The 18,109-nt window shown below is 41.3% G+C and carries 19 protein-coding genes; 7 read left to right on the top strand and 12 right to left on the bottom strand.

All coding sequences use genetic code 11. The annotated features are described in order from the left end of the window. Nucleotides 1-49 precede the first annotated feature (49 nt). The 4 genes from A0125_RS04530 to A0125_RS04545 all read right to left on the bottom strand — a co-directional run bounded on the left by A0125_RS04530 (nt 50) and on the right by A0125_RS04545 (nt 3,432). Entirely contained in the window at nt 50-601 is a 552-nt protein-coding gene (locus tag A0125_RS04530) for a GNAT family N-acetyltransferase (protein ID WP_066752879.1), read from the bottom strand. Between the two features lie 78 nt (nt 602-679). Then, nucleotides 680-1,900, bottom strand: a complete 1,221-nt coding sequence (locus A0125_RS04535) for a metallophosphoesterase (RefSeq protein ID WP_231863127.1) — start codon at nt 1,898-1,900, stop codon at nt 680-682. 45 nt (nt 1,901-1,945) lie between these two features. Further along, complete coding sequence (gene sucD, locus A0125_RS04540; RefSeq protein ID WP_066752882.1) at nt 1,946-2,818, bottom strand: succinate--CoA ligase subunit alpha; 873 nt, start codon at nt 2,816-2,818, stop codon at nt 1,946-1,948. Nucleotides 2,819-2,892: 74 nt separating this feature from the next. Then, complete coding sequence (locus tag A0125_RS04545; protein ID WP_066752885.1) at nt 2,893-3,432, bottom strand: RNA methyltransferase; 540 nt, start codon at nt 3,430-3,432, stop codon at nt 2,893-2,895. Between the two features lie 118 nt (nt 3,433-3,550). Between A0125_RS04545 and rpsT the strand changes: the two genes are divergently transcribed. Beyond that, the gene (rpsT, locus tag A0125_RS04550) at nt 3,551-3,805 is read left to right on the top strand and encodes a 30S ribosomal protein S20 (protein ID WP_066752888.1); all 255 of its coding nucleotides are present in this window, start codon (nt 3,551-3,553) and stop codon (nt 3,803-3,805) included. A 68-nt stretch (nt 3,806-3,873) separates the two neighbouring features. Here the strand turns inward: rpsT and A0125_RS04555 are convergent, their stop codons facing one another. Both A0125_RS04555 and A0125_RS04560 read right to left on the bottom strand, forming a co-directional pair. After that, a complete protein-coding gene (locus tag A0125_RS04555; RefSeq protein ID WP_066752891.1) occupies nt 3,874-4,749 on the bottom strand; it encodes a 3-keto-disaccharide hydrolase in 876 nt (291 codons plus the stop codon). 24 nt (nt 4,750-4,773) lie between these two features. Beyond that, nucleotides 4,774-5,586: an AraC family transcriptional regulator gene (locus A0125_RS04560; protein ID WP_066752894.1), complete on the bottom strand. Its 813-nt coding sequence runs from the start codon at nt 5,584-5,586 to the stop codon at nt 4,774-4,776. A gap of 252 nt (nt 5,587-5,838) precedes the next feature. On the opposite strand from A0125_RS04560, the gene A0125_RS04565 reads away from it, so the two are divergent. Further along, nucleotides 5,839-7,323, top strand: coding sequence for a succinate CoA transferase (locus A0125_RS04565; RefSeq protein ID WP_066752897.1), 1,485 nt, complete (start codon nt 5,839-5,841; stop codon nt 7,321-7,323). A gap of 65 nt (nt 7,324-7,388) precedes the next feature. Here the strand turns inward: A0125_RS04565 and A0125_RS04570 are convergent, their stop codons facing one another. The 4 genes from A0125_RS04570 to A0125_RS04585 form a co-directional block, all read right to left on the bottom strand. Further along, entirely contained in the window at nt 7,389-7,973 is a 585-nt protein-coding gene (locus tag A0125_RS04570) for a hypothetical protein (protein WP_066752900.1), read from the bottom strand. Nucleotides 7,974-8,104: 131 nt separating this feature from the next. Next, complete coding sequence (locus A0125_RS04575) at nt 8,105-8,617, bottom strand: shikimate kinase (protein WP_066752903.1); 513 nt, start codon at nt 8,615-8,617, stop codon at nt 8,105-8,107. A 2-nt stretch (nt 8,618-8,619) separates the two neighbouring features. Further along, entirely contained in the window at nt 8,620-9,849 is a 1,230-nt protein-coding gene (locus A0125_RS04580; RefSeq protein WP_317038798.1) for a BT_3928 family protein, read from the bottom strand. Beyond that, complete coding sequence (locus A0125_RS04585) at nt 9,849-10,397, bottom strand: DUF1599 domain-containing protein (protein WP_066752906.1); 549 nt, start codon at nt 10,395-10,397, stop codon at nt 9,849-9,851. The genes A0125_RS04580 and A0125_RS04585 overlap by 1 nt, the downstream gene beginning before the upstream one ends. Before the next feature lie 231 nt (nt 10,398-10,628). Between A0125_RS04585 and A0125_RS04590 the strand changes: the two genes are divergently transcribed. Genes A0125_RS04590 through cysM form a run of 4 tightly spaced genes read left to right on the top strand, consistent with a single transcriptional unit; the run spans nt 10,629 to nt 13,521 of the window. Next, nucleotides 10,629-11,426, top strand: coding sequence for a HipA family kinase (locus A0125_RS04590; protein ID WP_066752909.1), 798 nt, complete (start codon nt 10,629-10,631; stop codon nt 11,424-11,426). Then, nucleotides 11,410-11,787, top strand: coding sequence for a DUF3037 domain-containing protein (locus A0125_RS04595; protein ID WP_066752912.1), 378 nt, complete (start codon nt 11,410-11,412; stop codon nt 11,785-11,787). The genes A0125_RS04590 and A0125_RS04595 overlap by 17 nt, the downstream gene beginning before the upstream one ends. 46 nt (nt 11,788-11,833) lie before the next feature. Further along, a complete protein-coding gene (locus A0125_RS04600; protein ID WP_066752915.1) occupies nt 11,834-12,646 on the top strand; it encodes a serine O-acetyltransferase in 813 nt (270 codons plus the stop codon). Then, nucleotides 12,646-13,521: a cysteine synthase CysM gene (gene cysM, locus A0125_RS04605; protein WP_066752919.1), complete on the top strand. Its 876-nt coding sequence runs from the start codon at nt 12,646-12,648 to the stop codon at nt 13,519-13,521. Before A0125_RS04600 ends, cysM begins: the two co-directional genes overlap by 1 nt. Before the next feature lie 24 nt (nt 13,522-13,545). Here cysM and A0125_RS04610 read toward each other — a convergent pair whose 3' ends face one another. Then, nucleotides 13,546-14,238 carry a hypothetical protein gene (locus A0125_RS04610; RefSeq protein WP_066752922.1) on the bottom strand — a complete coding sequence of 231 codons (693 nt, stop codon included), beginning with the start codon at nt 14,236-14,238 and terminating at the stop codon, nt 13,546-13,548. 191 nt (nt 14,239-14,429) lie between these two features. Here A0125_RS04610 and A0125_RS04615 point away from each other — a divergent pair, with 191 nt between their 5' ends. Next, a complete protein-coding gene (locus A0125_RS04615; RefSeq protein WP_066752924.1) occupies nt 14,430-17,024 on the top strand; it encodes a PEP/pyruvate-binding domain-containing protein in 2,595 nt (864 codons plus the stop codon). 61 nt (nt 17,025-17,085) lie between these two features. On the opposite strand, the gene A0125_RS04620 is transcribed toward A0125_RS04615, so the two are convergent. Next, nucleotides 17,086-18,051, bottom strand: a complete 966-nt coding sequence (locus A0125_RS04620) for a YihY/virulence factor BrkB family protein (protein WP_066752927.1) — start codon at nt 18,049-18,051, stop codon at nt 17,086-17,088. Nucleotides 18,052-18,109: the final 58 nt, after the last annotated feature.

Below are 18,109 nucleotides of genomic sequence, written 5' to 3' on the forward strand. Positions count from 1 at the left end.
GAACTATGTAAATCTGCAGGTTAATTATAACAAAACAATGAAGCTACTCTTAACTGTAATTCTCAATCGTCTTGAGTAGATTCTTATAAAAATAAGTGGTACTGCATAATTCGCCATTAGGTAACATGGCGTAATCGGGAATATTTCCGACCTCGATCCAGCCGCATTTTTGATATAAGTAATGAGCAGCACTGCCCGTCACGGTATCCAATACAAGGACAAGCCTGTTTTGAGCTAAAGCGATTTTCTCGATTTCTATTAAAAGTTGCTCGGCAATACCCTTGCGTCTATGCTCCGAATGCACCATCATTTTTGCTATGTCAGCCCTGTGCGTTTGATTCTTAGGTAGGTAGGTCTGTAATTGCACCGTTCCTACTACTTGATGAGTATTGGATTCTCGAGCGAGTAATAGTACAACCTTTCCCTGAGACGACTTATCAAGAACTTGATTCCAGAATTGTCGGGCATCTGTCTGCGTTACATTGCGCATAAAACCGATAGATGCACCATTCCTTACGCTGTCTATTGTAAGATCTGCGAGATCTTGAATTATGGTTTTATCATCGTCCGATACTCGTTCAATATGATAAAGTTCGTTCATAGTGGGTGAATGTGCTTTGGTTCATTTAAATATAAATGATATTTTGCCAAATACTAGTGGTTTACATCTATTAAAAGATCATTTAGATCGTTTCAACCTCAACACCGTAATTTCTGGCCACATACCAATCCGTCCTTTGAGACCATGATAACCAAATCCACGATTGACATAAAGATATTTGCCATCACTTTGATAGAGCCCCGCCCAGCGTTTGTAAAAATACTGAATCGGACTCCACTTGAATCCAAATAGCTCAATGCCAAACTGCATACCGTGCGTGTGTCCTGCTAGTGTGAGATGTACGTGCTGCTCTTGATCTACACTGACCTCATCCCAATGTGAAGGATCATGCGACATCAATATTTTAAATATGCCAGTAGGGAGTGATGCAGTTGCTTTGCGTAAATCACCATATTGTTGGAAGCCTTTCTTACCCCAGTTTTCGACACCGACTAAAGCGATCGATTCGCGATCTTTTTCGATTAGTGTTGCTTGGTTTAATAGCAAATGGAATCCCATCTCCTGATGCACTACTTTCAATCGTTCGAGATTAGCTATTTTGGCCGTTTGACTTTCCCATTGTATATAATCGCCATAATCGTGATTGCCCAATACCGAGTATTTGCCATAAGGAGCATGTAGCTGAGCAAACGCTGAAATCCATGGATCCATTTCTGAAGCCGCATGATTTACCAAATCTCCTGTGAATAGCAAAAGATCACTTTGCTGTGCGTTGGCTAGGTCGATGCCCTTTTGCACTTGCTTTTCGTTTGTGAAGCTTCCGACATGAATATCTGATATTTGAGTGATTGTAAAGCCATCGAAGGAGGAGGGGAGATCTTCAAAATAAAGTGTTGTGTTGTGCACGCGGTAAAAATGCTTACCTCGCGTCAATCCAAAAATTACCACTAGAAGCACAAGTACGGCTAGAAACAAGACCAATTCGCTCACGTAAAAACTTCGGCCGGGAAAACCTCTGAACAGACGAGTAATATCCTCAATCAGGAGTAGAGGAGTAACTACTAGTTTTGGTATAGCCAGAGACAGTAGAACTGTAAATAAACCAGTTAGCCAGCGTTGTGCGCGCTGCAACTGACGGCCTGCTACAAGTATGGAAATCAATCCTGAGATCAGTAATATATCGATCAGCCAATACGCGATGTGAACAGATACTAAATCCGTAACCGTGATGATGGCTTGGTAAAAGTAAATATCGACTACAAAAAAGAGTGCTAAAAATAAAGTAAGTCGGCTGGCCATATCGCGGACAATTTTTGAAACCCAAAAAAAGCCGAGCATTTTTATGCTCGGCTTTTTAAATATACGATTAAATCCTAAGAAGGATTATTTTGCTAATTCTTCTGCAATAGCTTTACCAATTTCAGCTGGAGATTCAACGACACGAATACCACACTCTGCCATAATTTTCATCTTAGCAGCAGCTGTATCATCTGCTCCACCTACGATGGCTCCGGCGTGACCCATACGGCGTCCCGGAGGCGCAGTTTGTCCAGCGATAAAGCCAACGACTGGTTTAGTTCCGTGTTCTTTAATCCACCGTGCAGCTTCTGCTTCCATACCACCACCGATTTCACCAATCATGATGATGCCTTCCGTTTCCGGATCGTTCATCAATAATTCCACGGCTTCTTTAGTAGTTGTACCAATGATTGGGTCACCACCGATACCGATAGCAGTGGTAATACCTAAGCCAGCTTTTACAGTTTGATCTACGGCTTCGTATGTCAATGTACCAGATTTAGATACAACACCTACTTTACCTTTTTTGAAGATGAAACCTGGCATGATGCCGATTTTTGCTTCTTCTGCTGTAATGATACCGGGACAGTTTGGTCCGATTAGACGAGAATTTTTATCACTCAAATATGATTTTACTTCAATCATATCTTTTGTTGGGATACCTTCCGTAATACATACAATAACGCCAACACCAGCAGCTGCAGCTTCCATGATCGCGTCTGCTGCGAATGCAGGAGGTACGAAGATGATTGATACATTTGCTCCAGTCTCATCTACGGCATCTTGCACAGTGTTGAATACAGGACGATCAAGGTGTTTTTGTCCGCCTTTTCCTGGAGTAACACCACCTACCAAATTGGTTCCGTACTCGATCATTTGAGTAGCGTGGTACGTTCCTTCGTTACCAGTGAACCCCTGTACAATAACTTTAGAATCTTTATTGACTAATACGCTCATTTTTCAGTTTTATTTTGCCTAGCAAAGCTACTATTTTGTCGGGACTTCTGAAAACATTGCTTTGGCCATTTTTGTTATTTCTTTGCGAATTTTATCTTGGAGATAAAGTCCCACAACACGATGCCCATCGTGACCGAAACGTTAAAAGAATGCTTGGTGCCAAATTGTGGAATCTCTAATGTAGCATCAGATGCTGCAATTACATCTTCCTCTACACCGTGTACCTCGTTGCCAAATACAAAAGCATATTGTTGTGTGTCTTCCGGTGCAAAGTTCTGCAACTGTATGCTATTCGAAGTCTGCTCGACCGCAATAACAGTATAGCCGGCATCTCGCAATTTCTCAACGGCCTCTAAAGTACTTGCCTGATGTGACCATGTCACAGATTTTGTAGCGCCAAGTGCCGTTTTTTCAATTTCGCGATGCGGAGGTGTGCCCGTGATACCACATAGCACGATCTGTTGTATATTTAATGCATCTGCAGTACGAAACGCTGAACCTACGTTATGCATGCTTCGTACATTGTCTAAGACAAACACTACGGGCAATTTTTCTTGTTGTTTAAACGTATCGATGTCTACACGATTTAATTGTTCAAGCGATAATTTTTGCATGAATCAAAAGTAAGGAGTATTATGAAAAGATAAAAAGATTTTGAATAATGGATTATCTATACTATTTTTGCATTCCAAATTGAGTACAGAAATAATAAAAATACTATAGCTAAGAAAGATGGCAAATCATAAATCCGCGATCAAAAGAATTAGATCAAACGCTGCGAAGCGCTTGAGAAACCGTTACCAAGCAAAGACTACGCGTAACGCAATCAAGAAACTACGTACTACAACTTCTCAAGAAGAAGCACAAGCTTTGTTGCCTCGTGTAATTTCTATGTTGGATCGTTTGGCAAAGAAAAACGTTATTCACAAGAAAAAAGCATCTAACAACAAGTCTAAATTGACTAAGTTCGTTAATAAGTTAGCATAACTTTTAGCTTTTTATCATACAAGAAAGGGTGTATTTTCATACACCCTTTTCCTGTTTGTAGTCCATTGCTACGGCTTTTTTTGCTGAATCTGTTTTACGATTCTGTCAATATCTGCCGGACTATTTTTGTAGTCACTTAAATCGTACAATTCTACTTTTCGGAAATCGACCGGATGGCTTTCACTCTGAAGATAGATATATCCTTCAGTCAGCGCTTTTCCATCCTGTTTTTGCTTTGCATCGTGAGCCAATACATTATCGCCACCTATTTGCGGTTTTGAATAAGATAAGACAACTTTATCTTCCAAGATATGCTGTATTAGCGAATCTCCTAACACTAAGAAATCTGCCGTTACCCATTGGTCACCATGATAGGTCTTAGAAGTTGAATTGATGCAATGTGGCGTGAATAGCTTTTCATCAATAACCACATTGGTCCCCGGTGTACAAAGATTAGAAGTAGTTCGTTCGGTTGTGCCATCTCCGCCCAACATTTGGCCTTCGACAGAAATTGGAAAATCCTGATCTTTTAACATAGTTGCTGGATCTTGCCCATGCAACATTGCTCCCGAATTGCGCCATGCCCAGCCTTCGCCACCTTTGGTCTGCTCATCTACAAAACGGTATTCGATGCGTAGATAATAATAACTATAGGGAGTGTTGTATGCAAGATGTCCATATTGCTGATTAAATTCATCGTAACCGCCGTCATACCTCACCTTCAATAGTCCATCCTCTACGCGGAAGGTATTCGCATAATTGTCACCTGTTTCGTGATATCGAATTTTTGGGATCCAATCATTCATATCTTTCCCATTGAAAAGACTGATCGCCGTTGGAATAGAATCTTGGTCGGTTGTTTTTGAGCTAGAATTGCCAGATGTATTACAAGAAAGTAAGACAGCCATTCCGGCAGCGAGCATTGCGCCCATTTTAAGTTTCATAGTAGGGTAGTTTTATATAATGTATTAAATAATAGATTCTTTGTTTTTGACGTACTCGCTCGGTCGCACACCTACAATTTTATAAAATGTATTGCTAAACGTAGGAAGGCTGCTATAGCCCACGCGCGCAGCTACTTGTTGTACGCTCATTTTGTCGTTTAGTAAGTATTTTAAGGCAGTGAGCATGCGCAAAATAGTATAGTATTGTATGAAGGACATACCCAGATCTTTCTGAAACAAACGAGCCAAGGTGCGCTCACTGAAGTGAAACCTATTTGCCAAATCCTTAAAACTGACTAATTCGGCAATGTGCTCTTCCAGATACGCTACCATTTCTCGCAGCTTAACGTTTTTGGGATAGGGTAGTGAAAGCGATAAATTAGAACTAGAAAGTTCTGGTAACAGTAATTTAAAAGACTTTGCGATGGTATAATTTATGGTGTCCGATGGTAGTATATTTCCATTCCAGCGATTGGTGTACATGATCAGTTCCATCAACAGGTCGGTTACCGGATAAATGCCCACTTGCTTGAAAAAGTCGCCGTCTGTATCGAAAGTAGGGAAATACAGATTGCGCATAATTACTTCTGGACTACTGGGATGAATGCTATGTCTCACGCCCGGCGGAATCCAGATGTAATGCCTTGCAGGAAGAAAATAGGATTTTTCAATTGTCTTTAAAAAAACCATTCCACCCTCCGTATACAGAAATTGCCCCTTGCGATGATCATGTTCGCTAATGAACTCTTCACCCATCACGGCATGATGACAATAAATACTATCAGGTTGAAGATCTACCTCGGTGATATAGTACTTATTCACATAGCTGTTTGTCATACGGTGGTTTTTGCTAGGCTTAAATATCCCTTTTTTAGTTGGATTTATCAAATGAAGCTCACATGATACGTCTTCCAGTTCAATAGTAGGCAGTATTTAGTATTCGAAAAAGTCAAAGTGTTATTGCGAGATGTTAATCATGCGTTCGCAAAAAGATAATTAAATACTAATTGCGTAAATTTAGATAGTTCCGCCCTATTTCGGTAGTTAGAAAATAGGGGGCTTTTACACATATTAAAAATAGTACAAACGATGATAGAGCGTATCAAACTGGAAAGTCTTCGAGACAAAGTAATGAGTGCCGAAGCCGCTGCCGAATTTATTGAAGATGGCATGATCGTAGGTGCCAGCGGATTTACCAAATCAGGTGATAGCAAAGCCGTGTTGCCAGCCTTGGCAGAGAAAGCGAAAAGAGAACCTTTTAAAATCACATTAATCACGGGCGCATCGCTAGGCCACGATACCGACGGCAAATTGGCAGAAGCGGGCGTGTTGAGCAAGCGAATGCCATTTCAAGTGGATCGCACTTTGCGCAATAAGATTAATGCTGGCGAAGTACTATTTATTGATCAGCATCTCAGCGAAAGTGCAGAGCTATTACATCAGCAACTAAGACCAGATGTAGCAGTAATCGAGGTGGCGTATATTGATCGTGATGGAAGTATTGTGCCGACTACATCGGTTGGCAACTCCGTAGCATTTGCAGCTTTGGCTTCCAAAGTCATTTTGGAAATCAATACAGCTGTACCTGAAAGTGTTTATGGTATTCACGATATCTATCAGGCCGAAAATTATCCGCATCGCAATGTGATACCGATTGTAGCACCGTGGAACAAAATTGGTAGAAAGACTATTGCTCTTGATCCAGCAAAAGTGGTCGGTATTGTCTTTACAGATGTACAAGATAGCCCCGCCGATATCGCGGATCCAGATGAGAAAACATCTGCCATTGCGAAGCATATTTTAGAGTTCTTTGAGCAGGAAGTACGTGTTGGTAATCTGACAGATCGTTTGCTGCCGATTCAAGCTGGTATTGGTAAGGTGGCGAATGCCGTACTGATGGGCTTTAAGGATAGCAATTTTTACGACCTGACGATGTTTTCCGAAGTGCTACAAGATAGTACCTTTGATCTGATCGATAGCGGTACATTGAGTTTCGCGTCAGCATCATCCGTAACAGTGTCAAAAGCATGCTATGACCGTGTTTTTGGCAATTTGCAGCGCTATCGCGACAAATTTGTGCTGCGTCCACAAAATATCTCCAATACGCCTGGCTTGATTCGTCGCTTAGGAGTAATTGCCATCAACACGGCGATAGAATTTGATATTTATGGCAACGTCAATTCTACGCATCTGGGCGGTACCAAGATAATGAATGGTATTGGTGGTTCTGGAGATTTCGCAAGGAATGCCTATTTGAGTATTTTCGTAACACAAGCCGCGTCTAAAGGGAATCTAATTTCTCATGTACTTCCGATGGTATCGCATACCGATCATACGGAGCACGATGTCGATGTTTTGGTTACTGATGTTGGATTGGCAGATTTGCGCGGATTAGCACCAAGAGAACGCGCGCAGAAAATTATAAATCACTGCGCGCATCCAGATTATCGTGAAGAGTTGCAATCCTATTTTGATCGCGCATGCGAGCGTGGGGGGCATACACCGCATTTGTTGGAAGAAGCCTTTAGCTGGCACCTGCGTTTTCAGAATTCTGGCAGCATGAAAAAAGCATAATAAAAAGAAGGCTGCTGAACAGAATGTTCAGCAGCCTTTCTTAAATTTTGTGTAGCGTCAAAAAATTATCGACGGTTTCCTGGAAGGTAAATTTGGAATCCCAAAGAAACACCTAAACCACTAGCACCACCGGCAGAGTTCAAGTTAGCTTTGCTGTAGTTGTATCCCAAAGTAGTCTCAAGAGCCACATTTCTAGTGATAAAGTGAGCGTAACCGCCAGCTATACCAGCTTCGAAGGAAGCACCGTCACCACGTGATGAACCGCCAATACCTACATTACCATGACCGAAGAAGCGACCTGTTGAACTAGATCCTTCTGGGAAATAATAACGAACGAATGGCGAAATACCGTAGTTCCATACGTTGTCTCCATCTCCGCTAACCGTTTGTAATCCTAATGCTGCTTGCGCACCAATAGCAATTCCGTCAGAGATAAAATAACCAGCACGCGGGTTCAATTGGATGTTGAAGCTTTCGCCTTCAAAGCTATAGCCAAGGCTTCCAACAGATCCACCTACCATCCAGTTGCCTTGACGAATAGGTTCCATGCCTACATTTTCAGAAGTTTGAGGTATGGTTTCAATACGCTGAGCATATGATCCTAACGCTACAGCAATTGTAAGTAATCCAGATAATAAAACTTTTTTCATAATATACAAATTTAGTTACGATTCACATGTGTGCAACTATTATGCCATAGTATGCATCACTTCTTTCTAAAAGGAATAATTAACCTAATAGTGAAATAAAAAAACAGGTATTTATTGAAATTTTTCGGAAGTTAATCCAGTTTATTTAACTGTTGTGTTAAATCACCAATGCTTGTATGTATTTGATCCACTTGAATTTGAGATTGTTCATAAAATGGTGACCTTTCTGCCAATTTTTCTGTAATGAATTCCAGTAGTTCATTACCAGTCAATCCTTTCAAAGCAGGCCTCTTTGCTACATCAGAAGCATTGAGACGAGCCCAAAGTGATTTTGGACTATGTTTCAAATATACAGCCGTACCATGTGTCAAAAGCCAATCCATGTTGTCATAAAAGCAGGGTGTGCCACCGCCTGTCGAGATCAGCGTATCCTGAAGATTGTGCTCCTTCAATACTTGACTTTCTAATTTCCTAAAATCCTCTTCCCCATGAAGAGAAAAATATCGTGGTATGGTCATGCCAATGCGTTGCACCAATACCTCATCTAGATCTATAAAAGTGCGGTCAAGCGCTTTGGCTAATTTTTTGCCCCAGGTCGTTTTTCCACTCCCCATAAAGCCTACAATGAAAATCGGTTTTGACATGCTTAGTTTGCCGTAGGTGTAAATTGTTTATTGAGAAATTGGGATTCTAAATGTTCCTTACTAGGGAAAGTATGTTTGGACCACTTCTTAATCACGGTTCCGTTTTGCATCAGCATTACGCCAGGATTGGAGCGTACCATGCTTTTTAAGGGTACTAAATCGGCGTTGAAACTTTCCAAAACTAAGTTTAACTGATCGTTTATAAAATTTACATTTTGCGATGAGCTCGCGGTAAGTAATACTGCCCGGATTGGATAATCTTCAGATACTTCGCGAATGGTCGTATTAATCCGATCAAGTGCTAAAAGATCGACAGAAGATAATTTGGTAACATCAGTGCTCACCACGACGAAGTTAAAATAAGGATTGGTCAAAATTTCTTGCGTAACATCGTTGCCCTCTGCATCACTTATAATCAAATCAGCAATCGCTGGTTCAAAACCTTTTTTAATCAACGTGGATTTAGGATCGCCAATGATCTCCCAATTTTCATCTTCCCAGATTTTTTCGTTCATATAAACTTCATCGCTGACGGTTTTGGATTCTCCAGTACTTTTATTTTTCAACGTATAAATATGTTCGTAAACATCTGGTTCGGCATCCTCGGGAATCTCCATTTGCTGCGGTAGATTATTACCTTCACGGTATGGCAGGAAATCTATTATTGGTAGAAAATTCATTGTATAAATCCCCGCACCGAAAGATACTATTATGATGAGGATCGTAAGAAGGTTATTGCTAAATCTACTTTTAATCAACGGCTTTATCTGATGCCTGAATCGTACAATTATCAAAATTAACCCCAGCAAGACAAGATCTTTAAGGAAAGATTGCCATGGCGTTAATGGAATGGCATCGCCAAAACAACCGCACGAACTGACCACTTCAAAAAATGCTGAATAAAACGTGAGAAAGGTGAAGAAGATAGTTAGAAGCAGTAAACCCCAGCTGACTTTATTGCGAGCCAACCCTAACAGTAGCAATGCTCCTAGTATGATTTCGAAAGCACAAATGACGATTGCAATCCAAGTACTGTATTCATCCAGCATAGATAGATTGAACACCTTAAAATATTCTTCCAATTTGTAGCCAAAGCCTTTTGGATCATTCGCTTTTATCAGTCCAGAAAAGATAAATAGACATCCTACCAAAAAACGGGATATTGTTAATGCCCAATTTGGACGCTTTTGGTGTGATGCTGAAGAAGTATACATCGTAGTCGAGTTCATCATTACAATGATTTAGAAGGTAAATCTAATTTAATTAACGCAAATACGGCATAGTTGAGCATATCCTGGTAATTGGCTTGCAAACCTTCGGATACCAAAGTTTGCCCGTTATTATCTTCAATTTGCTTGACGCGATGTAGTTTGGTGAGGATCAAGTCCGTCAAAGAAGATAGCCGCATATCTCGCCAAGCTTCACCATAATCATGGTTTTTGGCCAACATGAGTTCACGCGTTTGTCGGATTTTTTCATCATACTTACGTTCCGTCTCGCGGGCGTCTAAATCAAGATTTCCGGCAACACCCAGATCCAGTTGGATCATCGCGATCACACAATAATTGACGATCCCTACATACTCATCCACCACACCTTCGCCTACCTTCGAAACTTGCTTTTCCTCTAACGTTCGTATGCGCTGTGCTTTTATAAAAATCTGATCGGTAATCGAAGTTGGGCGCATGACGCGCCACGAAGTCCCGTAATCAATCGTTTTTTTTATAAATAATGTGCGGCAATGATCTATGATCTGATTGTACTCGATGCTTGTGTCCATATGTTATGTTCGCTACTGATAAGCGTTATACAAAAGTAAGAAACAATATACGAATAGTATTTATTCTCTCACAAAGGATTTCGTGCTCAGACAGCGTCGATTTGCACTGTCGAAGCTTAATCTTCTGGAAATAATTATCTTCGTAAGATGCTGCGTTAACATGAAGCCCTCGTGTGGCAAAAAGAGCTGTTAACTTGCATAGATTTGTTACAAAAATACAGACATTACTACATGAATATACAAAAGCCGGAGATACGCAATGTAGAAATCGTGCGTTATGTGATGCCATTTCGCGAAGGTGGATCGCTACCCGCGCTGGTAGATGCCGATGACGATTTCAGCTACGTTATAAAGTTTCGCGGAGCGGGGCAAGGCAAACGAGTATTAGTGGCCGAGCTTATTGTTGGCGAAATCACGCGTTGGCTGGGATTAAGAATGCCAGAAATGGTATTTGCAGAATTACACGAAGCATTTGGCCGAACCGAACCAGACGAAGAAATTCAAGACCTTTTGAAGTTCAGCGTCGGTAAAAATCTTGGTGTACATTATTTGAACGGTGCAATCACTTTTGATCCTAATGTGGAGCAGGTTTCAGAAGAGGAAGCCTCAAAAATTGTTTGGCTCGACGCCCTTACTATGAATGTGGATCGTACCGTGCGCAATACCAACATGCTTGTGTGGCATCACGAGCTATGGCTAATAGATCATGGTGCATCACTTTATTTTCATCACAACTGGGATCACTGGGAAGATCAAGTCGCCAAACCTTTTGTACAAATCAAAGATCACGTACTCCTACGATATGCCACGCAGGTACAGCAGGTAGATCAGCAATTTCGCGATCTATTTACCGAAGACAATCTTTGGAAAATACTCTCTGCCGTACCAGACGAATGGCTGGAGGAAACAGGGCGAACCGCTTCGGCAGATGAAGTGAGGCAGGTGTACGTCACTTTTTTAGTGCAAAGAGCAAAACAATCGGCTGTATTTTTGAAACAAATTGAGCAAGCGCGTGAAGGTAGAATATGAGTATTCGATAATTCGTTTTGTACCCAGGGTAGAGCGCGAAGAATTTATTAATGTAGGCATTTTGTTGTATTGCAAACGTAAGCGCTATGCACAAATCCGATGGGCAGTAGATGATACAAAATGTAAATGCATATGTTTGGAAGCGGATATCGCACATTTGAAGGCGCATCTCACTTCATTACAGAAAATTTGTGCGGGCGATCGCGATGCCGGACAATTAGCTCAACTGGAACAAGCCGAGCGTGTGCGCTGGATTACTGCCAATCGTAGCACATGGATACAGTGCGCGCCAGTACATGTAGGATTATCAAGCGATCCGGCGGAGACTTTACAGCAGTTATTTAATCGATTAGTTCTATAAGGATCATAGATTAAAAAGGTATATTTGTGTAGTTAAGATCAGGGAAATGGAAGAGGAATTTTATCAGCACTTATTTGTTAAACAGCAAGAAGCGCAAAACATGCCAAGCAATGTGCGGATCTGGGAGTGGGCGCGAGATATCTTTCGATTGCTCTTTCCAGAGCGAAATCCAAAGAGAATGCATTCTCTAGCGGTGTTGAAAGCTCACTTCAAACAATTAGAAAATGAGTTTTTCGATATTTTACATGGCAGCAAAGAATGTGGAAACTGTGATCATCAGGCTATTGTGTCCAAATTCTTTGATAGCTTACCAAAGCTGTATGACCTCATGCTTACCGATGCGCAAGCTATCTTGGATGGCGATCCTGCAGCTCAGAACTTGCACGAAGTGGTACGCACTTATCCTGGCTTTTTGGCAATGTGTATGTACCGCATGGCACATCAGTTGTGGTTGTATGATTTACCTTTGATTCCAAGAATTTTGACCGAATATGCACACGAACGTACCGGAATCGACATTCATCCAGGTGCGACTATTGGTGAGTATCTTCACATAGATCATGGTACGGGCCTTGTTATCGGTGAAACCACAGTCATTGGCAATCATGTCAAATTATATCAAGGCGTAACCTTGGGCGCATTGAGTGTAGAAAAAGTGCTCGCAGGCAAACAACGCCATCCGATCATTGAAGATCATGTTATAATATATGCTGGTGCGACGATTTTAGGTGGAGATACGCGTGTCGGACATCACTCTGTAGTAGGCGGCAATGTGTGGCTTACGAGCAGTATAGAGCCGTATACCACAGTATATCATCAACCAAATATGAAATTTTTTGACTCCAAACCGATTTTATAATGGGTTCTATTATTGAAACAATTGGTAACACGCCACTCGTAAAGCTCACTGCATTTCATAGCAATCCAGAGGTACATATTTACGCCAAGATGGAAGGCAACAATCCCGCAGGATCGGTCAAAGATAGGGCAGCGCTCAATATGATTCGTTCGGCATTAGAGCGCGGCGATATTTCGGAAGGCTCTACATTGATAGAAGCGACTAGTGGCAATACAGGCATTGCCCTCGCTATGATTGCTGCTATGTACAAGGTGCCGATCGAATTGGTCATGCCATCGACTTCCACACGCGAGCGTGTGCTCACTATGGAAGCCTTTGGTGCAAAGGTCATCTTGATGGATTCTATGGAGGCAAGTCGTGATTATGCAGAAGAGAAGGCTCAGCAATCGAATTATTTTATGCTGAACCAATTTGCTAATGAGGATAATTATAAAGCACACTATCAAACAACTGGACCAGAAATTTGGAAAGATACCAACGGACAGATTACACATTTTGTGAGCGCTATGGGCACGACTGGTACTATCATGGGCTGTTCACGATTCTTCAAAGAAAAGAATCCGGATATTCAGATTATTGGTTGCCAACCAACTGATGGTTCGTCTATTCCGGGGATTCGCCGATGGCCACAAGAATATTTGCCCAAAATATTTGATGCATCGCGAGTAGATCGAATTATCGACGTCGATCAAGCGGACGCCACGAGGCGTACACGCGAATTAGTGGCAAATGAGGGAGTGTTTGTGGGTATGAGTACAGGTGGCGCATTTCATGCCGCTTTGCAAGTCGCTCACGAAATCGATCGTGGTGTTATCGTGTTTATCGCATGCGATAGAGGTGATCGTTATCTCAGCTCGGAACTATTTAACGTATAAAAAAAGAGCTATATAGCTCTTTTTTTATTTTGTTTCTTTCGACCATATTTCATGAATATCATCTCCCTTGGAGCTCATACCCTGATGATGCCAAGCTCCGTCCTTTATTTCTCCATCAAACTTTAAGGAAGAACCTACGCGCGTATTGTCGCGGGAGAAAAACATCAGATGCTCGGTGTACTTTTTATTCTGAAATGTATATTGGCCTCCGCCAGTGCCATAGAACCCTGCTTGTGCGGGATTGATGGCCAACCATTGAAAATGACCATCTACCAACAGTTTGATTGTCTTGCGATCTCCCAGTTTCATCGTTGTCATTTCACCATCTTGCTGCCTTCCAGTAATGCGCCAAAGGCCATCCAATGGAGCAGCTTTATTAGTTTGCTTTGTCCAGATATTATTGGATTGATCTTTTAGATTTTCACCTTCCCATTTTATTTCATAGCGAACGGTTTTACCAACCGATGATGAGTCTATATCATTGTATTCAGTTTGTACGCTAATTGTGTTGCCATCGAGGGAGAACGGACCGCCTGTAGTGGATAGGTATTGTTTATCTGTGTAATGAATCATTGAACTGTATCCATCTACGAATAGCCATAAGACGTGTGCATCACCTTTTTCCATTTTATATACACCTCGCAAACGATCGTGTTGAGCATAAATACTAGTCGTGCCAACAAGTAGTAAATAAAAGCTTAGCAAGTATTTTGTCATATCAGCTGAATATTAGTGGAACAAAATAATAACAATACAGAACTTTAAAAGTTTGAATAGTAAAGCTATTAGGATTCTATAACGAAAGTGACTAGCAAACGGTTTGCGTTTTCTAATTTTGGCTTATTATTTGGTGATGGAGTTTTGTATGAGGATGATAAAACACTTGTACGTACATTTAATTAACCCACATGATTTTCATACAAGACAGTCAGACGCACTACGTCACGCACCCTGCAATTGGCGAAAAAGCAAAGGAGCTCTTCAAGTTGCAACAATTTGATGTAAATGTGCCTCGGTGGGTAGTGCTTCCGGCAGATTTTATGGCCGAAGCATTTAAAAATCTATCCTCACTTTCCAATACAGGAGATTTGATACGAGCGTTGGATAGTTACGTTTTCCCTCCTTCAGTCGAAGCAGAGCTAGCTCTCTTATTTCCTGCAGATACGCATTTCATGGTACGCCCTTCTGCGTGGATCGAGAAGGGACATGAAACTGCATTTGATAATCAATTTGAAAGTTTTGCAATCGTTCCTCGTGCTGAAGTTTTACAAAAAATTAAAGCCGTATGGCGCTCGATCTTCTCGGATGAAATATTGTCTTATCGCGCTACGCACCGCTTAGCTCCCAATTTGGGGATTGCTGTGATTATCCAAAAGGTCGTAAATGCCCACGCTTCCGGTTTGGCTTTCGGACTTCATCCGACTCGCGGCAGTCGCAAAGAAAAATTAATCTCGGCCGTTTTCGGAATAAGCGGATATGCCGAAAATACGCAGACAGACACGTATATCCTCGCATCAGGAGGGATAGATCGCCAAATTGAGCGTAAAAGAGAGCGCGCAGTTATTCAGCCAGATGGCAGCATTGATATGGAGCAGGTGCCACGTATACATCAGCATGACCAAGCCGTAGCAGATGAACACCTCGTGACATTATCACAACTGCTCGATGATCTGCGGATGGAGAATCAACAATTCTATCAGCTCGAATTTGCGATACATGACGAACATCTCCACATCTTGCAAGCGCAGCCAATTTACCGTTTAGACGAGTTAAAAGATACCTCAGGAGAGTATACTATTTGGGACAATTCCAACTTTTCGCAAAACTTTGGCGGAGTAATCACGCCTTTAACATTCTCTTGTGTCAAAACCTATATGGAAGCGCATCAAAAAAATCGAGCTTCATTCTTTGGTGCATCCAAAAGAATGATTAAGCGATACAATGCGTTTTTTTCTACTAGTGTCGGACTAATTCAAGGTCGGTTGTATAGTAATGTGCGCGTACAGCAAACTTTGGATGCCATGCTGCCTGAAAATCGAGTGAATGTGCACTTTGTGCCAAAAGTACAGCAGACCACGTACCGTTTTGATACTTCTGATGTCTATAAAGGATCGACCAATGAAGCTTGGTGGAATATGGTGCTATTAACCGGGAAGATGTATAAGCGATATCGTGCTTTGCACCGCAAAGTTGGAGAGTTCAGGAAGTACTCCGAAAAGACGCTTCATCGGTATCAGTATATGGACTGGCAGACAAAAAGCGCTCATGAACTCATGCAGTTGTATTTACAGTTAGAACGCACTGTGTTGACTAGATGGAACATACCGTTTCAGACCGATTTCTTTTTTCAACTATACTTTGGTTGGTTGCAGCAACAAACCATGTCCTTGTCAATTGGTAATAAGCATAGCTTGGCAACTGATTTGTTATCAGATTCTAGTGCACTACCAAGCATGCAGCCACTACATCGCAGGGTAGAAATTGCACATAAAATCCAATCATCTGCCGTATTAAAGGCTCTGTTTGAAACAGAGCAAAAGCAGCAAATTTGGCACTTTATTCAACACGACACTCAAGAAGAAACCGTGGCCTTGCGGCATGTTATTGAAAAGTACTTTCTTGAAATTGATGGCTATGACGACATATTGCAAAGCTCGGCAATCAATCAGAAAGATCACGCTCCTCTTGAGCTGATCGCTACATTGCAAAGTTTTTTGCACCGGCATATAAGCGATCTGGATCATGCTAGACAGATAGAATCTCAGATCCAAACTAGCGCAGAAGAAAAGATGGAGCAACACCTGCGACGACGTCCGGCGAAAAGGTGGTGGTATCACAAAGTTTTGCATGATAGTCGCACCCTGCTTCGGATGAAGGAAGAGTTCGATTATGATTATAAGAAATTTTGTAACGTCGTTTTAAGGATGTTTTCAGCAATAGGCCGACGATTAGCGGAAGAGGGAATATTAGAGTTTGAAAGCGATATTCATTTTTTGAGTAAGGAAGAGATTTTTGACTTTATCGAAGGCAGAAGTATCACAACTGATATTAATGCGCTTGTAGGTGTTCGAAAAGAAGAATACGAAAGGTTTCAAATATCACCGCCTATTGCAAGTCAGATTGCGACATATGGCATACCGTATCAAAGCAATGATTTCTCTGTTTTCGAAAACGAAGCGAATTACTCGGAAAGGATACAAGGTTTAGTAGCCTGTCTTGGCAAAGTTCAAGGTGTTGTTCGTGTATGGGATAGTCAGGAAACTTTTGTATTGGCCGAAGGAGAGATTTTAGTGACACAATGTGCTAACGTGCAGTTGGAAAAACACCTCGTGTCAGCAGCTGCATTATTGATACAACGAGGGACGATTTGGAATCCACTTTGCCTTTTGGCTCGGCAAATGAATGTACCAACAATAGTATCGATTGAAGGATTACTGGATGAGTTGAGCGATGGAGATGTTATTGAAGTAGATGCTATCACAGGCGAAGTTCGAAAGCTATAACAGTAGCGCTTAATAAAATAAATAAGAGAGGGCCTATTTTATAAAATAGGCCCTCTCTTATTTATTCGTTATCTTGTTTTTCAATTTTTTCTCTTTGGCCCGTATCTGGGTCGTATTCGTACTCCGTTTGTTCGATAACCACCGCGAATGATGAAGGTTGGATACCATTGCCATAACGTATGGCATACCGTTTTGTAAACTCCGCTCCAAAAAAGATAATCGCAGAAGTATAATACACCCAACTTAATAAAATAATGATCGAGCCAGCAGCACCAAATGCACTGGCGGTCGCATTATTAGTTAGGTACATAGAAATACCCCATTTACCAAGCATAAATAATAATGCAGTAAAAATCGCACCGCCCAAGATATCTTTGAATCGCACTTTCGCATCAGGGAGTACAGAAAAAATAAATCCAAACAAGGTGGCTATTACTACAAATGTTACAGCGGTATTCACCCACGAAATCAGATCAATATTTATCCAAGAGAAAGTATTGCCAATCTCGGTAGATAATAGGCCTATGATACTACTGAGGATTAAAGAAGCCATTAGCAAAAAGGCTAACCCCAAAATCATAGAAAATGAAAGTAATCGATTCACAATCATCTTTAACCACCCTTTTTTTGGTTTTGGTTTTACATTCCAGATCGTGTTTATAGATTGTTGTATGTTGACGAATATCGTAGTAGAAGTGAAGATTAATGTTCCTATACCGATGACAAACCCGATATTTGATTTCGAATCTTCAGATATTTTCTGAATAGCAGACTCTAACATCACGGCTATATCGGCGCCAAATAATGCAGTAAGCTCCTCCATCACTTCGCTTTGTGCACCATCGCTACCACCGATCTGATTTCCGTAAAAGAAGCCAAGTGTCCAAATCAGGATCATGACCAATGGACCTATAGAAAACACGGTGTAATACGAAAGTGCTGCACTCATCTTTAAACAATCGTGCTCCACAAAACCCATAGCAGCATCGTACACTAACTTGAAATACTCTTTAATTTTTTGCAACATAAACCTGAAGATTTAATAATTATATTTTGACTAGATCAGGTTATTAAGGTGCGCACAA

The sequence above is a fragment of the Sphingobacterium populi genome (assembly GCF_001586775.1).
GTDB lineage: Bacteria > Bacteroidota > Bacteroidia > Sphingobacteriales > Sphingobacteriaceae > Sphingobacterium > Sphingobacterium populi.

Bases quoted from the DNA above. Each gene is read 5' to 3' on its own strand.
- A0125_RS04585 (WP_066752906.1), bottom strand. From the start codon at position 10,397: ATGGACACAAGCATCGAGTACAATCAGATCATAGATCATTGCCGCACA.
- A0125_RS04615 (WP_066752924.1), top strand. From the start codon at position 14,430: ATGATTTTCATACAAGACAGTCAGACGCACTACGTCACGCACCCTGCA.
- A0125_RS04570 (WP_066752900.1), bottom strand. From the start codon at position 7,973: ATGAAAAAAGTTTTATTATCTGGATTACTTACAATTGCTGTAGCGTTA.
- A0125_RS04610 (WP_066752922.1), bottom strand. From the start codon at position 14,238: ATGACAAAATACTTGCTAAGCTTTTATTTACTACTTGTTGGCACGACT.
- A0125_RS04590 (WP_066752909.1), top strand. From the start codon at position 10,629: ATGAATATACAAAAGCCGGAGATACGCAATGTAGAAATCGTGCGTTAT.
- A0125_RS04560 (WP_066752894.1), bottom strand. From the start codon at position 5,586: ATGACAAACAGCTATGTGAATAAGTACTATATCACCGAGGTAGATCTT.
- A0125_RS04575 (WP_066752903.1), bottom strand. From the start codon at position 8,617: ATGTCAAAACCGATTTTCATTGTAGGCTTTATGGGGAGTGGAAAAACG.
- A0125_RS04535 (WP_231863127.1), bottom strand. From the start codon at position 1,900: ATGCTCGGCTTTTTTTGGGTTTCAAAAATTGTCCGCGATATGGCCAGC.
- A0125_RS04580 (WP_317038798.1), bottom strand. From the start codon at position 9,849: ATGATGAACTCGACTACGATGTATACTTCTTCAGCATCACACCAAAAG.
- rpsT (WP_066752888.1), top strand. From the start codon at position 3,551: ATGGCAAATCATAAATCCGCGATCAAAAGAATTAGATCAAACGCTGCG.
- A0125_RS04600 (WP_066752915.1), top strand. From the start codon at position 11,834: ATGGAAGAGGAATTTTATCAGCACTTATTTGTTAAACAGCAAGAAGCG.
- A0125_RS04530 (WP_066752879.1), bottom strand. From the start codon at position 601: ATGAACGAACTTTATCATATTGAACGAGTATCGGACGATGATAAAACC.
- cysM (WP_066752919.1), top strand. From the start codon at position 12,646: ATGGGTTCTATTATTGAAACAATTGGTAACACGCCACTCGTAAAGCTC.
- A0125_RS04555 (WP_066752891.1), bottom strand. From the start codon at position 4,749: ATGAAACTTAAAATGGGCGCAATGCTCGCTGCCGGAATGGCTGTCTTA.
- A0125_RS04565 (WP_066752897.1), top strand. From the start codon at position 5,839: ATGATAGAGCGTATCAAACTGGAAAGTCTTCGAGACAAAGTAATGAGT.
- A0125_RS04620 (WP_066752927.1), bottom strand. From the start codon at position 18,051: ATGTTGCAAAAAATTAAAGAGTATTTCAAGTTAGTGTACGATGCTGCT.
- A0125_RS04545 (WP_066752885.1), bottom strand. From the start codon at position 3,432: ATGCAAAAATTATCGCTTGAACAATTAAATCGTGTAGACATCGATACG.
- sucD (WP_066752882.1), bottom strand. From the start codon at position 2,818: ATGAGCGTATTAGTCAATAAAGATTCTAAAGTTATTGTACAGGGGTTC.